Consider the following 20140-nt stretch of genomic DNA (forward strand, 5'->3'; position numbering starts at 1 on the left):
TCTGAGGCTCAATCCGTTTTTGGCTGATTGTGTTTATGATTGAAACCAGAAGGATATGGGATTTACTCCTTTAATAAGAAAATTTTACTAATTTATGTATTATTTTCTACATCTGCTCTGTATGATTGATTCTTGGGAGCAAAAATCCATATTTTCATTTCATTAAAAGGAGAATCTGTATGAAACTGATCAAATTTATCGTTGAAAGAAAGATCCTTGTTGGACTGGTTGCGGTCCTGGTTCTGCTTACCGGGAGCTATGCGGTTCTTGAGCTTGATAAGGAGCTAATGCCTGCCATGAAAGTGGATGGCGGATATGCAGAGATCAATGCGGGAGAAATGCCTGCTATAGAAATTGAGCGATCGATTACCACTCCGCTTGAGCAGCAATTAATAGGGCTCGACGGGGTTGAAGATGTGACCTCCACTACAATTGCGGGAAGAAGCTCCATCCAAATGGCCTTTGAACAGGGCCGTGGTGACGAGGTATTCAAAGAAGTGGAATCTGTCATAAATTCCTCCACTGCCGGGATACCTGCTGTAAAGGAAGTAGAAATGGGGCAATACGGCGCAAGCCAAAGCTATGAATTTTTCCTGGATTTGTCGGAAGGCAATCTTGAGGACATAACCAGATTCGCGAAGGAAACATTAGAGCCAAGGCTTGAAGCCCTGCCTGAGGTACGGGACGTATCACTTTCCGGCCTGGAGGAGGATGAAGTAAACATTCTCTTAAACCGGGAAGAAATGCTGAAAAAAGGACTGGATGCTGCCGGGGTGATGGCCGCCATCCAGCAGGTGAACAGCGAAGCGACACTCGGCCAGCTCGAGCTTGAAAAGGACTCCCCATCTGTCCGCTGGAATACAAAGCCGGGTTCAGAAACTGACATAAGGAATATCGAAATTGCTTCCCCTGCAGGCTTTATCAAGCTTAGTGACATTGCTGATATTACAGTGGCGCCGCAGGAAAGCTCCTCTTTTGTCTGGAAAAATGGCACAAAGAATCTTGTGTTTGTACAGATTGGCCGAGTTTCTGATGCAACACAGATCGAAATGGCTGATGCTGTCCGCGGGGAAATAGAAACTATCCGCGAGGAAGGGCTGATCAAGGGGTTTGAGCTGAATGAGATGGTGGCCCAGGCTGACTATGTACAAGAGTCCATTGACGGCGTCGCGTCCAACATCCTCATTGGGGGCATCATTGCTGTAGTGATTCTCCTGTTATTCCTGAGGAACTTAAGGGCTACTCTAATTGTCGGAATCTCAATCCCGACATCCGTTCTCCTGACTTTCGCCTCGATGTGGATGTTCGGATACAGCCTCAATATGCTGACACTCATCGGCCTGGGATTGGGAATCGGAATGATGGTTGACTCCTCCATCGTCATTCTTGAATCCATCTACCGCAAAAAAGAGCAGGGGCTGGCCCGTCTCGAGGCAGTATTGGAAGGAACGAAAGAAGTATCGGCAGCCGTTATCGCAAGTATGCTTACAACCATCGTCGTATTTTTGCCGATCGGGCTGCTCGGCGGAGAAATGGGCCAATTTATGATCATGCTGTCCGCCGTTGTTGCAATCACACTGATCAGTTCTGTACTGGTTTCATTCACAATCATCCCTTCCCTGTCAGATAAGTTCTTAAAGATTTCCAGAAAAAAGACAGCACGCAAAGAAGGTCCGCTGCTCCGTTTTTACGGCAGGGTGATTAACTGGACTATAAAGAAAAAGCGCCACAGCCTCGCTGTGATTGCAGCCTTTTTCCTCATGTTCGCAGGCTCGCTGCTGCTGGTGCCGAAAATTCCGATGACGATTATGCCGGATGTGTTCAACCGCTATTCCGAGCTGATGGTTGATTTGGAGACCGGAGTATCGATTAAGGAAAAAGAAGCGGTTGCCGCGGAACTGAATGAAAGCTTGAGCAAAATCACTGATGTAGAGTCCAATTATGTCATGGACAACGGCGGTATGATGTATACCATCATCAATATGACCAAAGGGGATGATGTTACAAAACCCCAGAAAGAGGTCAACGAGGCCATCATGAAGGCGCTGCGCAAGCTTGAGGATACCCAGCCGATTGAAAGCGTCCAAAGTGCGATGTCAGGCGGCGGCGGCTATCCTGTGCAAGTTAGCTTGAAGGGCGAAAGCTTTGAAGAACTGGAAACTGTCTCTGATTCTTTTATGAAGGAACTTGGAAAAATAGATGGAATCGTCGCTATTACCTCTTCCATAAAACGCACATCACCTGAAGAGATCGTAGAATTAAAGGAAGACGAAATTGAAAAAGCCGGACTGTCCGGACTGCAGGTCAAGCAATTCATAGAACAGTCCTTTATGGAAATGCCGCTTGGCGAGGTTTCACTCAATGAAGAATCTGTTCCCCTTTCTTTAGGATGGAGCGAAAAGACGGCAACTAAAGAGGCGCTCATGAAGCTCTCCATCCCTGCTGCCGGCGGAGATAAGAAGCTGTCAGAATTGATCAGCCTGAAGAAAGTTGAAGCACCGAATGAGATTTCACATACAGATGGAGAAAGATATATATCGATTTCGGCTGATATCGAAGACAGGGACCTTGGCAGCATCAACCGTGATGTACAGAAGCTGATTGAGGAATTTGACGCACCGGCAGGCTACACTTTATCTGCAGCCGGCGACCTGGAGCAGCAGCAGGAACTGATTAAGGATATGGTCTTCATCCTTGCCATCAGCATCTTCCTTGTTTACCTTGTTATGGCGGTCCAATTCAACCACCTGATTCAGCCGATCATCGTCATGTCTGTCATCCCGATGACAATTGTCGGCGTTATCCTCGGGCTCTTCCTGACCCAGCGCGAGCTGAGCGTCATGTCGGCAATGGGAATCGTCATGCTGATAGGCATTGTACTGAATAATGCCATCCTCCTTCTCGACCGGACCAACCAGCTCCGGAAGGAAGGCCATTCTATTACCGATGCACTCAGCCAGGCAGGCAAAGACAGGATCCGCCCGATTTTTATGACGACCCTGACAACAGCAGGCGGAATGCTGCCGCTCGCCCTTGCTTCCGGCACATCCGGAAACTATCAGGCGCCAATGGCAACAGTCCTCATCTCCGGGCTGATGTTCGCTACCTTTATAACTCTTCTGCTGATCCCGGCTGTGTACCGCTTGTTCAGCCGCTCTCCTAAGAAGACGGAGGAGCAGCCGGAGCCTGTGATGGAGAATGCAAGCTGATGAGAGAGGCCCCGCTTTTGGCGGGGCTTTTTGTTGTATTGAACAGCACTTCTTGTAAGTTCAGGACTTCAAAAAACAGACAGAGAAAGATTCCCCTGTCTGTTTTTTTCACATTGCCTCTGCCCTTTCTTCCTCCGAAAAATACTGCTTCATCCCAGGCTTCAAAGCCAGCCAGATGACATAGAAGGAAAGCAGCAGGTTTGCCCCGGCAAGGACGATCGTTGAATAGCGCAGAGGAATGATATCGCCGATGATCCCGATGCCGAGCAGGAAAATGATTTGGGCAATGCTTTGGAAGACGCTCAGCACACTTGTCATCCTCCCCATGATAGAAATGGGGATATTATTCTGGTAAAACGTCTGAAAGCCCGTGCTCATAAAGGCATTAAAAAAGCCAAGGAGCAAAAATCCTGCAGTGACCATCGCAAATGAATATGATAGAGCATAGATCATATATCCTGCTGAGACCATGAGCATCCCGATGGCCATGAGCTGCTTGATGCCTAGCAGTCTGGATATCACGGTGATAAACAGGGCTCCAAGTGCAAAGCCGATACCGGTTATGCTGACCAGGAAGCTGTAGTCAGCCTCGGACAGCCCGACTGTATCCTGGATGAACACAACCTCCTGTGAATCCAGGGCAAGGGAAAACAGGCCGAACGCAAGAAAGCTGGCATAGACGGCGAAAACAAAGGATTCTTTCTTGCTGAAGGTGATCACTTCACGCCAGTCTTCTTTTAGATGCTCGAACGCATTCCTCTTTTCAGACAAAGGTGCATCCTTATCTGCATCAGGAAGAAACATGATGATGAGGGCCGAAACAAGAAATGAGATGCTGTTCAGGTAGATGGCCATGTCAATGGTTCCGACGAGGAACAGCGTCCCTGCAATGGAAGGGCCGACAATGAAGGCCCCGGATGAGACAAGGCTGCTGATTCCGTTGAACCGCTTCCTGCTCCCTGCAGGTACCAGCATGGCTATATATGTAGTGGATGCCGGAGCAAAAAACGCCTTTGCAAGACTGATGACAAACAAGCACACATAAATCAGCTCCACACTGCCGAGCAGCGGGATAACTGCTACTCCGGCAGCCCGGATAATGTCCGTAACGATCATCAGCTTCTTTTTATTGCTCCTGTCAACAAGCCCCCCGCTCCAGGAATTCATCAGCACCGCTGTAACCGCCCGATGATCCACAAGCCTGCGACCGCTGCAGCCGAGCCGGTCATCTTAAAAACAAGCAGATTGATTGCAATCAGATAAATAAAATCCCCCAGCCTGGAAATGCCTATGCCGGTCAGGAGAAGTGAAGCAAGCTTCCAATTGAATTGGTTCATAGATTCACCTTTTTTGTGGGAATAGTCAATCAATTCATTATAGCATTCGAGACCCTTATCCTTTTGGGAAGATGTTACAAACTGCCAAACTTGTATAAAAAGAGGAAGGCAGCGCCCTCCTCTTTTGCTGGAACCACTATTTTTGGTTTTCGTTGAAATAGCGGTTCTAGCTCCTCACGCTGGAGCCACTATCTTTGTTTTTCATAGAAATAGTGGTTCTAGCTCCTCCCGCTGGAGCCACTATTTCCGATTTTCCCAGAAATAGTGGTTCTAGCTTCTCACGCTGGAGCCACTATCTTTGTTTTTCATCGAAATAGTGGTTCTAGCTCCTCTCTCTGGAACCACTATTTTTGGTTTTCATAGAAATAGTGGTTCTAGCTCCTCTCTCTGGAACCACTATTTTTGTTTTTCATAAAAATAGTGGTTCTAGCTCCTCTCTCTGGAACCACTATTTTTGTTTTTCATAGAAATAGTGGTTCTAGCTCCTCTCTCTGGAACCACTATCTTTGTTTTTCATAGAAATAGTGGTTCTAGCTCCTCTCTCTGGAACCACTATTTTTGTTTTTCATAGAAATAGTGGTTCTAGCTCCTCTCTCTGGAACCACTATTTTTGTTTTTCATAGAAATAGTGGTTCTAGCTTCTCACGCTGGAGCCACTATTTCCGATTTTCCCAGAAATAATGGTTGCAGCACCTATCCAACCTTTCCTGATTCTTCAGATACTGCCTCTTCCTTCGGCTTCGAAAAGAACCAGCCGCCAACAGCAATTAATATAAGCACAATATAGAACGTGATTTTCCATTCAGCAGATTTTGCAAAGCCTTCTGCCAGTACCCCAAGCGCCGGATGCGAAAGTGTGTAGACAGACAGCTTAACACCTACCCAGCCGACAATCAAAAATGCTGTAACTTCGAGGCCTGGCCTTGAATGCAGCAGCCCGACAAACAGATTGGCTGCAAAGCGCATGATGATCAGACCAATAAAACCTCCGGCAAAGATGACAAGGAATTTACCGCCGTCAAGCCCACCGATATTCGGAAGCCCTGAATCCGGGAGCGCTATCGCCAAGGCAACAGCAGCCAGGATTGAATCGACAGCAAAGGCGATATCAGCCAGCTCTACCTTAAGAACAGTTACCCAAAAGCCTGATTTCTTCTTTTCTTCTCCCTCTTCTTCCTCCTTCGCGCCGAATTTTCTGGCAGCAAGCTTGCGGACAATATGGTTGATACAGATGAATAACAGGTAAAGCGCGCCAATCGCTTGAACCTGCCAAACGTCGACCAGGAATGAGATGACGAATAACGAGCCAAACCTGAATACGAAAGCCCCTGCCAAACCGTAGAATAATGCCTTCTTCCGCTCCTCCTCGGGCAGATGCTTGACCATGATGGCCAGTACGAGCGCATTGTCAGCGGCTAAGAGCCCTTCGATGGCTATCAGGAGCAGCAGCACCCAGCCATATTCCATTAATAATGCAAAATCCATTTTTTATACCTCCTATAAATCTGATTATTTTTCTATTCCATGCTTTAATTTCAGTGACTCCGGCGCCATCTTGATCATCCGCTCTACGACAAATCCAGCCACTGCCAAATCATCGACGATTCCAAGGACAGCAAGATAATCGGGAATAAGATCGAAAGGGAAAAAGGCATACGTCAAAACGAGCAGGATGCCAAGCGCCTTCTTGTGGGCCTCGACCTCCTTCGATAAAAAGAAATCCTTCAGAAAGGGTATCACCCTCCAAAACTTAAACAGAAACTTGATCCTGCGAAAAAATTTCATGCTGCTTCACACCCCTTATTGCGATTTTGCATACCTCTCATCCAGCCGTTTTTCAATTTTTTCAATCTCTCTCTTGTCCTTCAGAAGCTCTTCCTTGTTCTTCCTGATAAGTTCTTCAAACTGGGACTTTTTCTTTTTCATGCCTGACACTCCTTTTCAAATTTTTAACAGAAAAAAAGCCTTTGCCGCATCCGGCAAAGGCTTAATAAACAAATAAAGACCTTTACCCGAATCAGGTAAAGGTCTTGCTAACAACGTCATGGTTGCCAACAAAGCCGGGAGAAAACTCCGAAATGACGACTTTGCTGTAAAAGCTACTCCCCTTTAGGAGACTATTTAACTGTTACCCCTATCATAATATAAACCTTCTGGGCTGTCAAACTTTCTTCTGCAGGAAGGAAATGGCATATGCTGTGTCAAATTAATATACAAACTATTCCAAGGAGGATTACCATGCAAAAATTTGTATCTCATATTGCCACGATTGAAATCCCTGTCTCAGATCTTGAAAGGTCCATAGCATTCTACAGAGAAATATTTGGCGTCTCGGTTCACTTTCACGGAGAAAAAGCTGCGATGCTTACATTTGAAGCCAAAGGGGTTCCGACCATTTTTCTTGTAGAGACAGGAAGCGAATCCAGTCTGTCTTTCCACAATACATATACAGGGGTAGACCACACCATTATTGATTTTTATACAGAATCCCTTGAAGAGTTCAGAGAGTGGCTTAAGGGAAAAAATGTAGAGGTGGGTCCGCTTAATGTTCATCCCGAAAACGGGATGGGCGGTTTTGGCTTTAAAGACCCTGACGGCAACAATTTGAGCGCGTGCAATGTCCTGCATCCCGGACAATAGGCGGGCACGGGGGCACTGCCCCTTTTTCTGATTTGTCCACACCTTATTCCCCCGAAGCGCATTATATGTATCCGTAAAGGATGTGAAATCATGAACATTGCGTCAATCGGGGAGCATTGTGTTGTAAGGATCAACCGGCAATTTTTCCTGCTGCTTGAAATCGATTTTTCTTTTGAGGCGATGAACAGGAAAGAAACCATTTTTATCAAATTGACCGAACAAGAAGCCAGTGCGCTGACAGAAGCTTCTCTATAAAAAGCCAGGTGGTGCCATGCTTGAAGGCAGGCGCCCATGGCTTGCTTTGCGATTAGAAAGTATATTCTGGCGGCCGCATTCAAACTGCGCTATATTGCGCAAATACATAAACGCATATCAGTTGCCCTTACCTTCTGTAAACGTTATATTTCGAATAGACAGAAGAAGAGAGGGATCAGGATGAAAAAAGCAGAAATAGAATACAAGATAAAGGACCTTAAGCTAGATTACGTAAGGCTCCAAAACGATCTGGAGAAAATGGAATCTGTCGGCGGGAATCTGTCTCCGCTTGAAAAGCAAATCCAGGCGATCGAGGCAGAGCTGAAAAGTCTGTATAAAGAATTGGAAAAAGAGTGATGTGAATTTTGGGTAAGATAATTGGGCCTGTCTTTTTTAGACAGGCCCTGTTTATTGATAAGTGCGTGACTGGCCGGCTTGAGTCCGGGCCTTCTATTTAAAAAGGAGACATGCTATGCATGAGTCATCGAGGTGGGGCCAAGTTATGTACCGATTAGGAGTTATTCTATGCATGACTCCTTGTTTTTCAGCCAACTCATGTATCGAATGAAAGCTAATCTATGCATGACTCCTCGATTCCAGCCAAGTCATGTATCGAATGAGAGCTATTCTATACATGACTCTCTGTTTTTCAGCCAAGTCATGTACCGATTAAGAGCCATTCTATGCGCAACCCTCCCCTTTTCAGCCAAGTCATGTATCGAATAAGAGCCATTCTATACACGACCCGCCCTTTTCCACCCTAGTCATGTACCGATTAAGAGCCATTCTATACATGAGCCGTCCCTTTTCAGCCAAGTCATGTATCAAATAAGAGCCATTCTATACACGGCCCGCACTCTTCCAGCCAAGTCATGTATCAAATAAGAGCTTTTCTATGCATGACTCATCGATTTGATGCCATAGAATGCCTAAATACCTTATCTCTGCATGACTCGCCTCAACAAGCGAGTTTTTATATGACTTTAGTAATAAAACCCACCTCTCATAATAGGAGAAACGATTTATTTTTCCAATATTTAGGTATTATTATTTACAGTAGCTCCTTCCTCCCGTTTACAATAGGGATTGTTATCTTATAATCGGAGGAACATATTATGAAACTCAATTCTCTTATTCTAGCCATTCTGGTTCTGCTGCTGGCTGCCTGCGGGAACAATCAGGATGAGGCAGCGGGCAAAAAGGAGCCTGCTCAGGAAGAGGCAGCCCAAAAGGAAGACCAGGGTTCGGCTGGTGATGAAGACAGCGAAAAAGAGGCTGTTGAAACCACGGTGCTTAAAGCTCGTGATGATGCAGGCGATTATGATGTGAAGCTTGAAGGCGAAATCCATCGGAAGGACCAGAAAATCACAGTCACAGGCACCACCAATCTTCTTCCCGGATCAAAGCTTTTTCTTTACACCGATCCTCTTGACGGCGCCATTATCGGAAGCGCCGGCACCACCCTTGTTGAAGAGGATGGCAGTTTTACACTGGAAGATACCATTCCGGATGGCTATAAATATCCGGTGATTTATACAAAGATCATTTTCAAGCCTTCTGCCAGCAGCGATGAGGTCAATGAGCATTATTCTGTTGATGGCAGCAAGCTCGAAGGGGCATTTGTCAGGCTTGCTGAGGAAGGCGGGGAGCACCAGAGGCAAATAGTCGCTGTGAATGAAATTGATTTGTCCCAGCCGGAAAGCACGGTCATGATTGAAGCACCGGAATGGTCGAAGCCTGATGATTACGGAGCTGTTCAAATCCGGATGGAAACAGAAGTGACCGAAGATGAAAATTTCATTTACATTGATGGCAAAAGCAATATCCTTGAAGGAGCATCTGTTACAGGGGGCGTCAGTGCAGAAGGCTATATCATCACTGGCTTCAATGACCGGACCGATGTCATGCCTGACGGATCCTTCCGCCTGGTCATCACCAACCCGATGACCAAAATCAAGGATCTGAAATCCTATCAGGTAAAAATCATGTTCGACCCAGCTGATGGCAACGGCTTATCGTATATCCAGGAAACCTATGGCGAAAAAGGAGAAAAGCTGCAGGGCGGCCTGATCAAAGATGAAAATGGGACCAACATGGCGGTCTATACTTTTAAGGCAGGAAAATAATCAGCAGGCCTCCTGAATATTTCAGGAGGCCCTTCTTCATGCCTGGACAGTCAGCGGATGCTTGAACTCTGCCGGCAATCTGCTATGTTCGCCATTATATTTTACAAATAAAACATGGCTGTCTTGATACTTCACCTTTTCCAATACAGAGGTCTCTCGGGAAGGGGTGAAATAAAGCGCTGCCCTGCCTGCCTTCCCTGCAGCGAGTCTTTCGGCAATCCCGGACGGATCCCAATCGGGTACAGAGGAGATGACATCATACATATGCAGGACATCATCTTCCTGCCTGGCGAGTACAATGGCCTCATCTTCCGGGAGGCAGTAGATGTCATCATGGAACACATTCAGACAGTAAAACATGAGCAGCTCTCTTGTGTTGACGGCATCAAACCTGCCAGGATAGCTTCTCCTGCCTGCCATCTCATAAATGAAGGCCAGATCCTCCGGATTTCTGCCATCCAATTTGCGGATCTCCCTTTGCTGGCTGCCGGCGTTTATTTTTATAAAATATTGCATTTCTTCCACAGGATTAAAACCAAACTTAGGATAAAAATCGAGCACAGTCGAATTGGCAAAAAGATAAATGAAGTCCGCTTCTTTAAAATCTTCCAGGATGCGTTCCATCAATTGCCTTGCCAGCCCTTGATTGCGGTAATCCCTGTGCGTCATGACGGTGCCCACCTGGACAGCATTCCAATCCTTCCCCTCTCCTGAAAACCGGATCAGATTTGCCGATGCATTGGCCACCACTTTTTCTCCGTCGGCAAAAGAATAAGGTATGTATTTACTTGACCAGTATCCCAGGTCAAACCAATCTTCAAATTGGATGCCGAAAGTCTCTTTCGCCAGTTCATTAAAGCTCCGGCGCAGTACTCTGTTTTTTTCATAGCCTGAGACAAACGTCAGCTTCTCCAGTACAGCCATACTTTTTCCTCCCATCACTGGCTTCCTGCTTTTATAGTAAGGCGGAGAATGTTCCGCGTCCAATCTTTTTCAAAAAAATCATCAAATCAAGTTTACCGGAAAACACACCGGGAACGAGTGGAATATATAATCATTACACAGGGAGGCGGAAGAGATGAGCCTGCTTTTTTACAAAGCAATGGAAGCGTTCAAAAAAGATGCTGAACGCGAAGAGCAAATGAAGCGCCAAACGGCAAGTCAATATCCGAGTAAGCAAAAATAAGAACCTTTTCCCTTTCCTGTCCATCCTTTCGAGGGTGGATTTTCTGTATAAGAAAAAGGATAAAATCCAATGGGATTTTATCCTTTTTTATTTTTCCGGGCTCTTTCCAGCAGCTGCAGGGATGACCACTTTAGCAGTAGTAATCGAATCATGTGAATCTAAGGTAACCTGGCCGTCATAGCGGCTGGTGATCTGTTTTACGATGAAAAGCCCCTGGCCTCTTGTTTTCCCTTTTTCAGGTTTTTTCGTTGAAAATCCGCTTTCGAAAATCTTTTCTTTATCCCATGAATTTATGCGGGGGCCTGTGTTTGTCACGGTAAACATATAATGGCCTTCACCTGCCGTGCAGGATACTGACAGCTTCCTTTCTTCCTCAGGAAGCTCAAGAGAAGCCTCTATGGCATTATCAATCAGATTAGAGAGGATCTTGATCAGGTCTGTTGTTTTAATAAGATCAAAAGAATCCTTAGAAACCGAAAATCTGGCTTCAATGCCGTAATTCTGTGCCAGCAGCCTTTTCGTTTCAAGCAGTACCCCGAGCCCCGGATTAACTGTATCAAGCTTGATGGATTCGATGGAATGCACTTCCTTGGAAAGGGCTGTCAGATATGCAAGCGCCTGATCATAGCTCTCAATCTTCAGCAGGCCGTGAAGCACCTGGATATGGTTCGAATAATCATGCCTCAATGACCGTACTGAGGAAAGAAGCGAGTCAAACTCCGCCTGGTACGTATATTCGGTCTCTCCGACTTCCTTTTTAAGCTCACACTGGTACCAGCGCTGGATAAAGATGAATGACACAAGGAGAAACAGCACAAAGACGCCGTTGAAGACCAGATTGGATAAACTGCCTTTCAGCACCTTGCTGCTGATGCTCCCGATCATCTCTGCGCTGATATCAATGCTCAGAAAGCCAATGACATTGCCTTCGGAGTTTTTAATCGGTGCACCTGCAGTCAAATATTCACCATATTCCGGGTCGTGGATGATGCCGGTTGTAAAAGACTTTCCGCTGTAGGCCTGTTTCACCTGCTCCTCCGGCACTGTACAAATCCCGCCGATTGGAAGCTCTTCGACACCTGGCGGCAGCCCGGCTATCATTGCCCTTGAAACCTCTGGATTATCAATAAGGAGGGTATAAACATGAAGCGAGCCTGTCTTCTTCCTGGCATCCTCCAGATACCTTTTAATAGCTTCATATTCCGGCCCTTTTTCCGGATTTTCCAGAAACTCCTCGTAAATGACGACTGGCATGGAATCCGCAATGGATTTGGCGGTTTCAAGCGTCTGGCTGGCGATGGACCTTACGGTTGAACCTTTTATGCTTACATAAGATATATACATATTAAAGATAGTAAACAATAGCAGCAATACTGCTGATATTGCAATGATGGCTTTGAGCTTGGCATTTTTCATCTGCTCTACTTCCTCTTCTTAATCGCACTTATAGTAAAAATAGCCTAAATTTAAGTTTACTATATTTTAAAGGTCCACACATCATAAATAGGTTGGGAAAATTAATAAAGCAGGCCAGTCAGATGGCCTGCTTTCATACTCTGCTTCCTATTCGTCTGCTTCCTGCTGTTTCAAAGCTGAGCTATCTTCAATTTCAAAGAGATTCTTCAGCACCGATAACCGGTTATCCCAGAACCTGTCAAAATAAGCGAGCCATTCCCTCAGTTCTGCCAGGGATTCGGGCTGGAGGATATAAAGCTTCTCCCTCCCTGCCTTCCGCCCTTTGATGAGCTTCGCTTCTGAAAGGATGTGGAGATGCTTGGCCACTGCAGTCCTGCTCATGGAAAAGTGGCCGGCAATTTCTGATATAGGACGCTCCTTCTCCGCAACCAGCCTTAAAACTTCACGGCGCGTCGGATCGGCCACAGCCTGGAACACATCATACTTTTGCGCCGGGGCGGACATTATGCCTCCACAGCTTTCTTCAATTTTTCCACAATGCCGGACCAGCCGCCGCTCATGCGCTCCCTGACAATGCCGCTTGCCTCCCGTGTCTTTGGCAGTATTTCATCTGTGTCCTTCCATCCGGCATGTACAAGAGTAAACTCAGTTTTCCCGTCCTTCTCTTTCAACAGGAACGAAACAGCCCAGCCATCATCGTCCCAAAGAAAAGAAAGCCTGTAAGGCGGATCAAGCTCGGTCACCTTGCATGGAGAAGGTCCAAAAGGGGACTGCAGATGAAATTCATAGCCCAGCTCAGGCTTAAAATCATTCGGCATGAACCATTCAGCAATGCCTTCAGAAGAGGACACCTTTTCCCAAACCTTTTCAATCGGCGCATCAATTGTGATCACCTTTACGATATCATCCAATTTTGTCATTGTAATTCTCCTTTAACGATAAATATAAAATCATTTGGTTATATTTAAGCATATAACACCGTATGGTTATATGTCAACGGGAATTCTATAGGAAAGCTTGCCCAATATTAGAATAAGTTTTCCCAATTCCGGCAATCTAACACTATGACAAAGATTGAGACAGGGTGAATGATTGTGCAGACTGACTGGTTTTCTATTCTTCCATTTTTGATTGCGATACCCATTGCCATAAAAACCAAACAGGTCCTTCCCGGCCTTTTTGCCGGCCTTCTCGCCGGCTCCTTCCTTCTTCAGCCGACACTGGCCGGAGGCTTGGAAACGCTCATCAGCTTTCTAGTTAAAGGGCTCATAGATGAAAATAATATTAAGATCATTCTATTTCTTTATGCTTTCTCCGGTCTTGTCGGGATGATCAAGATTTCCGGGGGCATCAGGGGGTTTGTCGAGGAGGCGTCAGTCAGGATCCAGAACAAAAGGCAGGCGCTGCTTCTTACCTACCTGTCCACGGTCGGGACCTTCTCCGCCCCGAGTTTCCGGTTCGTCACGATTGCGCCGATCATGCGGGCACTTTTGAAAAAAGTAAAAATGTCGACACAGGAGCTTGGCTTTGTGATCGAGACAACAGCAACTCCCATCATTGTCCTGATTCCGATCGCAACGGCTTTTGTCGGCTATATGACGTCAATTGTGGACATTGCTGTAAGCAATGAGAACATCAATGCAGATCCTTACGACCTTTTCCTGAGAAGCATCCCTTTTAATTTCTTTTCATTTGTAATGATCCTTCTCGGCGTGTATTTAAGCTTTTTCCATCATTCCAAGTCAACACAGGACAGCGATCCTGAAAAGATCGGAAAATCAGGAGATGATGAGGATGACTGGCATACTTGCGACCCGGCGGTTGGAAGGGATTTGCCGGAAAAGCCGTGGAATCTTTTAGTACCGCTTGCGCTTGTTGTTGTTCTGACTTTGGTTTTCACATGGTGGGACGGCTATAAGAAGGCAGGGGGTTTTGCCGCCGCCTTCATTAAAGCGGATGTAATGGATGCTATGCTGATTGCCCTTGTATTTACTGTCTTGTTTACATTCTTGTTTTTCCGGTTCCAAAAGACAAAGACATCAGATCTTCTGAACAGCTTTGTGATCGGCGGGAATGACCTTATGTCTGTCATCGTCCTGCTTGCTGTGGTCTGGGGGCTGTCGTCCGTGACAGAAGAGCTGGGTTTTTCCGCGTTTGTCACCCGTTATTCGAGCTGGATTCCTCCATCCATCGTTGTGCCGCTTCTCTTTTTATTCGGGGCTGCCATCTCTTATTTCATCGGGTCGGCATGGGGAACCTGGGGCATCCTGATGCCGCTCGGGATTTCAATGGCCGCTGCTTCAGGCATCTATCTTCCGCTCGTCATCGGGGCTGTCTTTGCAAGCGGGACCTTTGGTGCATTCGCCTCCCCGCTGAGCGACGATACGAATACGATCGCCCGGATCCTGAATTTGTCTGTCATTGAATATGCACGATATAAGCTGAAGCCAGCTATGATTGCTGCCGGGATTACTGCCGTATTATATGCAGGCACCGTATTTTTCTTCTGACAGCAGAATTGCCCTCACTGCACTGAGTAAAATGTGGTAAAGTAAAAGGGCACAAAACTGAAAGGGGAATAGTATGACACACCAAGAAAATGAATTGCCAGCAAAAACATGCAGCATTGAAAGACTGGTTACTGTACCGGCAGATATCGAGAAGGTATTAAAAGGAGAAAAAACAGCCACGAGGAGAAATGGCAGATATGCTGATATCGGGGAGATCATGGTACTCAACGATAAAGAATTCATCGTGACTTCCGTATACAGCCAGACTCTCGGTGAGCTTACCGACGAACATGCCCGCCAGGAAGGATTCAGTTCTGTCGAGGATTATAAAGAGACCATCCTTTCCTATCACAAAGGGATGCCTTGGCTTCCGCATATGAAGGTCTGGGTCCACGAATTCAAACCGGCTGAAGCGTAAAACTCAATGGATTTAATTTACCGGACTGTTATATACATACATGTACTCAGTGTGATTATGTCAATCGGACCGTTCTTCATCCTTTTCCCGATCGTGAAGAAGCTGAAGACGGCCGCCGGTGCCGAGCTCGAAGCATATATGGATACTTTCCGGTCCGTTGTCAGGCTCTCTAAGCACTCCGGCCACGTCCTTGTAGGATCAGGCGTCATTTTGATCGCAGCCGGACCATGGACATGGGGCACCTCCTGGGTTGTCATGACCCTGATCATCCTGTTTCTCTCTCTCTTCTTCCTGGCGCGCGCCTTCACTCCGAAGCTGCGGAAATTCCGGGAAGAAGGGACCGATAAAGAAAAAGCAGCGGCTGAGCTCAACCGCACTGTCTGGATTTATATCATCCTTCTATCGGCCATGCTCTGGTTCATGGTCGTCAAGCCTGGTCTTTGGTAAGCCGGTATGCCTATTGAGGAAAAAAGATAAAACCTTGCCTTATTCCGGCAAGGTTTTTATTTTGTAGAAAAAATAATAGTATTTATAAAGAACAATGATTACCAGCATAATCCTGACTGCTGTGATGTCCGTCAAGAAGAAAGCGATGATTATCATAGCGTCAGCAAACAGCAGGATTGTAAATTTTTGCTTCAGTGTCATCGACTTATTTTTCACAAAGCTTTCTAAGTGTTTTTTGTAGATCCCTGTCTGCTTGAACCAGACTTCGAACCTTTTGGATCCTTTCATAAAGCAGAATGAGGCCAGCAGAAGCAGCGGGGTGGTCGGAACGACAGGAAGGATGATGCCAAGGATGCCAAGGCCCAGGGCCAGAAAGCCGGCTGCGACGAATAAAATCTGTGTTAATTTCCTGATAACATCTGCCCCCTTCCCTTTCTGAGTCTAATCTACCATTTTCCATAGTAAAAAGATATACCTGATGTACGTAAAGAAAGGCCCTGCATCTGCGCAGGGCCTCCACTTTATCGGGCAGTCACTTTGTTTAAAAACTGCTGTGTCCTCTTGTTTTGTGACTTTTCAAATACGTCCTCTGGTGTTCCTCTCTCGACGACAACACCGCCGTCCATGAAGATGACTTCATCGGCAGCTTCGCGGGCAAAACTCATTTCATGTGTAACGATGACCATCGTGATATCTTCTTTGGCAAGATCCTTCATGACCTTAAGCACTTCCCCGACCAGCTCCGGATCAAGTGCTGATGTCGGTTCATCGAAGAGCAGCACCTGCGGATCCATCGCCATTGCCCGGGCAATGCCGACCCGCTGCTGCTGGCCGCCGGACAGCTGGTGCGGGTAATTATCGGCACGGTCCTTGAGCCCGACTTTTTCGAGGAGTCCCAGTGCCTTTTTCCGCGCTTCCTCTTTCGAGCGCTTCAGCACCACCATCTGGCCTTCCATTACATTTTCAACCGCGGTCAAATGAGGGAAGAGATTATAGTTCTGGAATACCATGCCGGTCTGTTTGCGGAATGCTACCATTTCCGCCGTTTTGATTTTGGCAGAATCTCCGAACTGGAGCGTCTTGTTTCCAAGCTCGAGTTTTCCGGCATCTGGTGTTTCCAGAAGGTTCATGCACCGGAGAAGGGTAGTTTTTCCCGATCCCGAAGGGCCGATGATAACGGCCGTTTTCCCGGTCGGAATGGACAGATCGATCCCTTTCAGCACTTCCAGTTCGCCGAATTTCTTATACAGTTTTTCAATCTTTATCATTCAGGCACCTCCATTATTTTGCTACGCTTCTTCCAAAACGGTCTTCAAGCTTGTTCTGGAAATAAGACAGGACTGTGCTGAAAATCAGATAAATAAAAGCAACCTCGATGTACAGCCACAGCGGTTCATAGGTGGCTGCCGCAATCTGCTGCCCCTTTTGGAACATCTCGGTAACCGTGATGGTAGCGGCCAGCGAAGTATCTTTTACCAGGCTGATAAAAGAATTCCCGAGCGGAGGGAGTGAGACTCTGACTGCCTGTGGAACAATGATGCGCCTCATGGCCTGGCTCCTGGTCATCCCGACAGAGGAAGCTGCCTCCCATTGCCCCTTGGGGATGGAAAGGATTGCCGCCCGGATGATTTCAGAGCTGTATGCACCCTTGTTCAAGGTAAAAGCAATCACAGCGGCCGGGAACGGATCCAGTGTGATGCCTACGCTTGGAAGTCCAAAAAACAGGATGAAAATCTGGACCAGCAGCGGGGTTCCCCTGAAGATCCAAACATAAAACCTGGCCAGCGCGACAAGCGGCTTGATGCTGGACAATCGGGCAAGGGCCACAAAAAATGCAAGAATCAAACCGAGAGCAAATGTAATCAATGTGAGCGGGATCGTAAAATAGATCCCGGCTTTTAGAATAGGAAAAAAGGAATCAGCGAGGATTCCTATTATTCGTTCTGCGCGTTCATCAAACATCTATATCAATCCTTTATTTCGATACGTCTGTGTTGAACCATTTTTTAGAGATTTCCAGGTACGTGCCGTCTTCCTTCATTTCTGCAAGAGCTCCGTTCACTGCCTCGACAAGTTCATCGCTGCCTTTGCGGAAAAGGAAGGCATTGCTTGTTGCATTTTCTTCTTCATAAACTGTTTTTACAGGAAGCTCAGGACGCTGCTTCTTAAGGTCAAGATAAGAAAGGCTGTCATTGAGTGTCGCATCGATCCTGCCGGATGTAATCAGGTCAATGGATTGGTTGAAGCCTTCCACCACTGTGTTGGTTGCGCCATGCTCCTCGGCAATTTTACGGTAGTTGCTGTCAAGTGACTGGCCGACTTTTTTGCCGTCCAAATCATCCAGCGCCTTGATTTCATTATTATCTTCATGAACGACAAGTACCGCTTTTGAGACGATATACGGATCAGACATATCATATTTCTCCAGGCGTTCCTCACGGACAGCCACTTCATTCGCAACCATGTCATAGCGTTTTGCATCAAGGCCGGCAATCATGCCATCCCATTTCGTTTCAACAAATTCAGGCTTGATATCAAGGCGCTTGAATACTTCCTCGGCAATCTCAATGTCAAAGCCGGTCAGCTTGCCTTCTTTATCATGGTAAGTGAACGGGGCATATGTACCTTCAGTCCCGATTGTGATTTCTCCTTTTTCCTTGATCTGGTCATACAGGCTTTGGTCTTTCGCTGTATCTTTGTCTCCATCGCCGCTGCTTCCGCATGCAGCAAGGGAAATCGCTAATGCAAATGTGAGTAAAATGAGTGCGTACTTCTTCATGTGTGCATCAATCTCCTAGTATTTTTATCGGTTTAATTTAAACAACGTTACTTAGATTAATTCACCGGTGCAAAAAAGTCAACATATATTGCTCGGTATTAAAAAGAATCCCCTTAATGCCTTTATTTCATGTGCAGATAAAAACTTTCAGCCGGCAATTCCTAAAATCAGCAAACCCGCATCCTTTATGCCAGATGCGGGTTGAACTTTACTCTTCTTTTTTCTCGTTCAGTGATTTTAAGGCACCGCGGAATGCGTGGTCATCCATCCTGCTGTCAGAGGAATCCTGCTTTTTCTCTTTTTCCTTCATAAAAGATTGCAGGGCCTGCCTGTATGCATGGTCTTCCATCCGTTCTGCATCTTCCGCCGCAGGCTTTATCGGTGTGCCTGCTGCTTCCCCTGCATCCTGAACAGGTTCAGCATGATGTTCCTCTGGGGCCTGGAGCACTGCCTGGCCGGCACTCTGTTCTTCCTCCTGCAGCTCATGTCTGCGGGAAGATTGTATATTGGCAGCAATCAGGATGGCAGCCACAATAACCGCAGCCATCAGGCAAAATATAATACCGGCCATTACTGGCCAGCTCCGTCTCTGCCGGCATCCAGACGCCTGGCCAGAAGGGAAACCCGTTCACCGAGGGCTCTACCGAGTTCCAGCCCTTCAGCTGATATTTTCTCGTCCGAATCAATCGGACAGGTGATGCCGACACCATAATAAGAGCCGTATAAAGCATTTGCTGGAATATTCGCAGGCAGACCGGCAATGATCATCCCTTGATGAAGCATAGGCGTAATCAAGTTGAGCATCGTCGCTTCAAGCCCCCCGTGTGTGGTTGCCGTTGTACAGAAAACCGCGCCGATTTTATTGATCAGCTTTCCTTCGGCCCATAAATAGCCAAGCTTATCGATCCATGCTTTCAAACCAGAGCTGATGGTTCCAAAATGGCCAGGGCATCCCCAAATGATGGCATCCATCTCCGGGAGCTTATACACATCAGCCTGGCTGACATGATCAACCAATACCTCTGCTCCCTCTATCTTCCGGGCTCCTTCAGCAATGGACCTGGCCAGAGCTTCCGTATGCATGCCTTCGCTATCGTATACCACATATATCTTCAACTGCCTTTCCTCCCTCCATTTTTCCTTCGGCCGCTTCTGCTAGAGCGAAATCTTCACTTCTGCATTCATCCCTGGAAGCACTTTGTCTGATGCATTTTTCAGGGAGATTTTCACTGCAACCTTCTGGGCCACTTTCGTGTAGCTGCCATTGGAGCTTTGCTGAGGAAGCACAGAAAATAATGAATTAGTCGCGAAGCCGATTTCCTCTACTTCTCCGTCAAACAATGTGTTGCCATCTCCGTCAACTTTGATTTCAACACTGTCCCCGGCTTCAATGTCCTTCAGATCTTTTTCCTGGATATTGGCCGTGATATAAAGATGCTCCATGTCCGCAGCCACAGCCAGCGCCTGTCCCGCCTGGACCATCTGATGGGGATAGGCTTCATTCTGGATGACCGTGCCGTTCATATAGCTGCTGACAGGAACAGAAGACTCTCCTGCCGCTACTTTACCGACGCTTGCATTCTCAGAGACATTTTTCCCTTCTTCCAGATTCCATTCTGCAAGCATCCCTGATGCCGGTGCCGTCACCTGCATCATATCGGCTGACACCACCGCATCATTGGTCGTTACATAGTTTTCATTCTGGTAATAGTAATAAGCGCCAGCTGCAATCAATGCAAACACAGCCAGGATTCCAATAATATTTGTCAGGATTAAACGCCCTTTACTCATTCATCTTTCTCCTCTCAGGTAACCTC

At 46.7% G+C, this 20140-nt stretch carries 24 protein-coding genes; 8 read left to right on the forward strand and 16 right to left on the reverse strand.

The genetic code is table 11. The features are described 5' to 3' along the window. The first annotated feature begins 179 nt into the window (after positions 1-179). Entirely contained in the window at positions 180-3209 is a 3030-nt protein-coding gene (locus tag LCM00_RS17420) for an efflux RND transporter permease subunit (protein WP_224904452.1), read from the forward strand. 108 nt (positions 3210-3317) lie between these two features. Here LCM00_RS17420 and LCM00_RS17425 read toward each other — a convergent pair whose 3' ends face one another. The 5 genes from LCM00_RS17425 to LCM00_RS17445 all read right to left on the reverse strand — a co-directional run bounded on the left by LCM00_RS17425 (position 3318) and on the right by LCM00_RS17445 (position 6472). Beyond that, positions 3318-4406 carry an MFS transporter gene (locus LCM00_RS17425; RefSeq protein ID WP_224904454.1) on the reverse strand — a complete coding sequence of 363 codons (1089 nt, stop codon included), beginning with the start codon at positions 4404-4406 and terminating at the stop codon, positions 3318-3320. Then, positions 4376-4546: a hypothetical protein gene (locus LCM00_RS17430; RefSeq protein ID WP_224904456.1), complete on the reverse strand. Its 171-nt coding sequence runs from the start codon at positions 4544-4546 to the stop codon at positions 4376-4378. The genes LCM00_RS17425 and LCM00_RS17430 overlap by 31 nt, the downstream gene beginning before the upstream one ends. A 693-nt stretch (positions 4547-5239) precedes the next feature. Beyond that, the gene (locus LCM00_RS17435; protein ID WP_224904458.1) at positions 5240-6031 is read right to left on the reverse strand and encodes a TerC family protein; all 792 of its coding nucleotides are present in this window, start codon (positions 6029-6031) and stop codon (positions 5240-5242) included. Between the two features lie 24 nt (positions 6032-6055). Then, positions 6056-6331, reverse strand: coding sequence for a YkvA family protein (locus LCM00_RS17440; protein ID WP_224904460.1), 276 nt, complete (start codon positions 6329-6331; stop codon positions 6056-6058). Between the two features lie 15 nt (positions 6332-6346). Next, positions 6347-6472, reverse strand: coding sequence for an FbpB family small basic protein (locus tag LCM00_RS17445; protein ID WP_224904462.1), 126 nt, complete (start codon positions 6470-6472; stop codon positions 6347-6349). A gap of 312 nt (positions 6473-6784) precedes the next feature. On the opposite strand from LCM00_RS17445, the gene LCM00_RS17450 reads away from it, so the two are divergent. From LCM00_RS17450 to LCM00_RS17465, 4 genes are all read left to right on the forward strand, one after another. Continuing rightward, positions 6785-7186, forward strand: coding sequence for a VOC family protein (locus tag LCM00_RS17450; RefSeq protein WP_224904464.1), 402 nt, complete (start codon positions 6785-6787; stop codon positions 7184-7186). 90 nt (positions 7187-7276) lie between these two features. After that, entirely contained in the window at positions 7277-7441 is a 165-nt protein-coding gene (locus LCM00_RS17455; RefSeq protein WP_224904466.1) for a hypothetical protein, read from the forward strand. Between the two features lie 180 nt (positions 7442-7621). Beyond that, positions 7622-7798, forward strand: coding sequence for an SE1832 family protein (locus LCM00_RS17460; protein WP_224904468.1), 177 nt, complete (start codon positions 7622-7624; stop codon positions 7796-7798). Positions 7799-8556: 758 nt separating this feature from the next. Further along, complete coding sequence (locus tag LCM00_RS17465) at positions 8557-9567, forward strand: hypothetical protein (RefSeq protein ID WP_224904470.1); 1011 nt, start codon at positions 8557-8559, stop codon at positions 9565-9567. 36 nt (positions 9568-9603) lie between these two features. Here the strand turns inward: LCM00_RS17465 and LCM00_RS17470 are convergent, their stop codons facing one another. From LCM00_RS17470 to LCM00_RS17485, 4 genes are all read right to left on the reverse strand, one after another. Then, positions 9604-10491, reverse strand: coding sequence for a GNAT family N-acetyltransferase (locus LCM00_RS17470; protein ID WP_224904472.1), 888 nt, complete (start codon positions 10489-10491; stop codon positions 9604-9606). Between the two features lie 349 nt (positions 10492-10840). Continuing rightward, positions 10841-12169, reverse strand: coding sequence for a sensor histidine kinase (locus LCM00_RS17475; protein WP_224904474.1), 1329 nt, complete (start codon positions 12167-12169; stop codon positions 10841-10843). 147 nt (positions 12170-12316) lie between these two features. Next, positions 12317-12673: an ArsR/SmtB family transcription factor gene (locus tag LCM00_RS17480; protein ID WP_224904476.1), complete on the reverse strand. Its 357-nt coding sequence runs from the start codon at positions 12671-12673 to the stop codon at positions 12317-12319. Beyond that, positions 12673-13089 carry an SRPBCC family protein gene (locus tag LCM00_RS17485; RefSeq protein ID WP_224904478.1) on the reverse strand — a complete coding sequence of 139 codons (417 nt, stop codon included), beginning with the start codon at positions 13087-13089 and terminating at the stop codon, positions 12673-12675. The genes LCM00_RS17480 and LCM00_RS17485 overlap by 1 nt, the downstream gene beginning before the upstream one ends. A 174-nt stretch (positions 13090-13263) precedes the next feature. Here LCM00_RS17485 and LCM00_RS17490 point away from each other — a divergent pair, with 174 nt between their 5' ends. The 3 genes from LCM00_RS17490 to LCM00_RS17500 all read left to right on the forward strand — a co-directional run bounded on the left by LCM00_RS17490 (position 13264) and on the right by LCM00_RS17500 (position 15544). Beyond that, complete coding sequence (locus LCM00_RS17490; RefSeq protein ID WP_224904480.1) at positions 13264-14679, forward strand: Na+/H+ antiporter NhaC family protein; 1416 nt, start codon at positions 13264-13266, stop codon at positions 14677-14679. A gap of 73 nt (positions 14680-14752) precedes the next feature. After that, positions 14753-15097, forward strand: coding sequence for an ASCH domain-containing protein (locus LCM00_RS17495; RefSeq protein ID WP_224904482.1), 345 nt, complete (start codon positions 14753-14755; stop codon positions 15095-15097). A 6-nt stretch (positions 15098-15103) separates the two neighbouring features. Then, positions 15104-15544, forward strand: coding sequence for a hypothetical protein (locus tag LCM00_RS17500; RefSeq protein ID WP_224904485.1), 441 nt, complete (start codon positions 15104-15106; stop codon positions 15542-15544). Between the two features lie 39 nt (positions 15545-15583). On the opposite strand, the gene LCM00_RS17505 is transcribed toward LCM00_RS17500, so the two are convergent. The 7 genes from LCM00_RS17505 to LCM00_RS17535 form a co-directional block, all read right to left on the reverse strand. Continuing rightward, complete coding sequence (locus LCM00_RS17505) at positions 15584-15958, reverse strand: YbaN family protein (RefSeq protein ID WP_318247624.1); 375 nt, start codon at positions 15956-15958, stop codon at positions 15584-15586. A 107-nt stretch (positions 15959-16065) separates the two neighbouring features. Continuing rightward, a complete protein-coding gene (locus LCM00_RS17510) occupies positions 16066-16812 on the reverse strand; it encodes an amino acid ABC transporter ATP-binding protein (RefSeq protein WP_224904486.1) in 747 nt (248 codons plus the stop codon). Positions 16813-16825: 13 nt separating this feature from the next. Continuing rightward, positions 16826-17506: an amino acid ABC transporter permease gene (locus tag LCM00_RS17515; protein ID WP_009791579.1), complete on the reverse strand. Its 681-nt coding sequence runs from the start codon at positions 17504-17506 to the stop codon at positions 16826-16828. Between the two features lie 13 nt (positions 17507-17519). Continuing rightward, the gene (locus LCM00_RS17520) at positions 17520-18323 is read right to left on the reverse strand and encodes an amino acid ABC transporter substrate-binding protein (protein ID WP_224904487.1); all 804 of its coding nucleotides are present in this window, start codon (positions 18321-18323) and stop codon (positions 17520-17522) included. 208 nt (positions 18324-18531) lie between these two features. Beyond that, positions 18532-18894, reverse strand: a complete 363-nt coding sequence (locus LCM00_RS17525; protein WP_224904488.1) for a hypothetical protein — start codon at positions 18892-18894, stop codon at positions 18532-18534. Further along, a complete protein-coding gene (locus LCM00_RS17530) occupies positions 18894-19439 on the reverse strand; it encodes an NAD(P)H-dependent oxidoreductase (protein ID WP_224904489.1) in 546 nt (181 codons plus the stop codon). Before LCM00_RS17530 ends, LCM00_RS17525 begins: the two co-directional genes overlap by 1 nt. Positions 19440-19478: 39 nt before the next feature. Further along, positions 19479-20114 (reverse strand): HlyD family secretion protein, encoded by a 636-nt coding sequence (locus LCM00_RS17535; RefSeq protein ID WP_224904491.1) that lies wholly within the window; start codon positions 20112-20114, stop codon positions 19479-19481. Between the last annotated feature and the right edge of the window lie 26 nt (positions 20115-20140).

This window comes from Bacillus infantis, assembly GCF_020171945.1.
In the GTDB taxonomy this organism is placed as follows: domain Bacteria; phylum Bacillota; class Bacilli; order Bacillales; family Cytobacillaceae; genus Bacillus_AB; species Bacillus_AB infantis_A.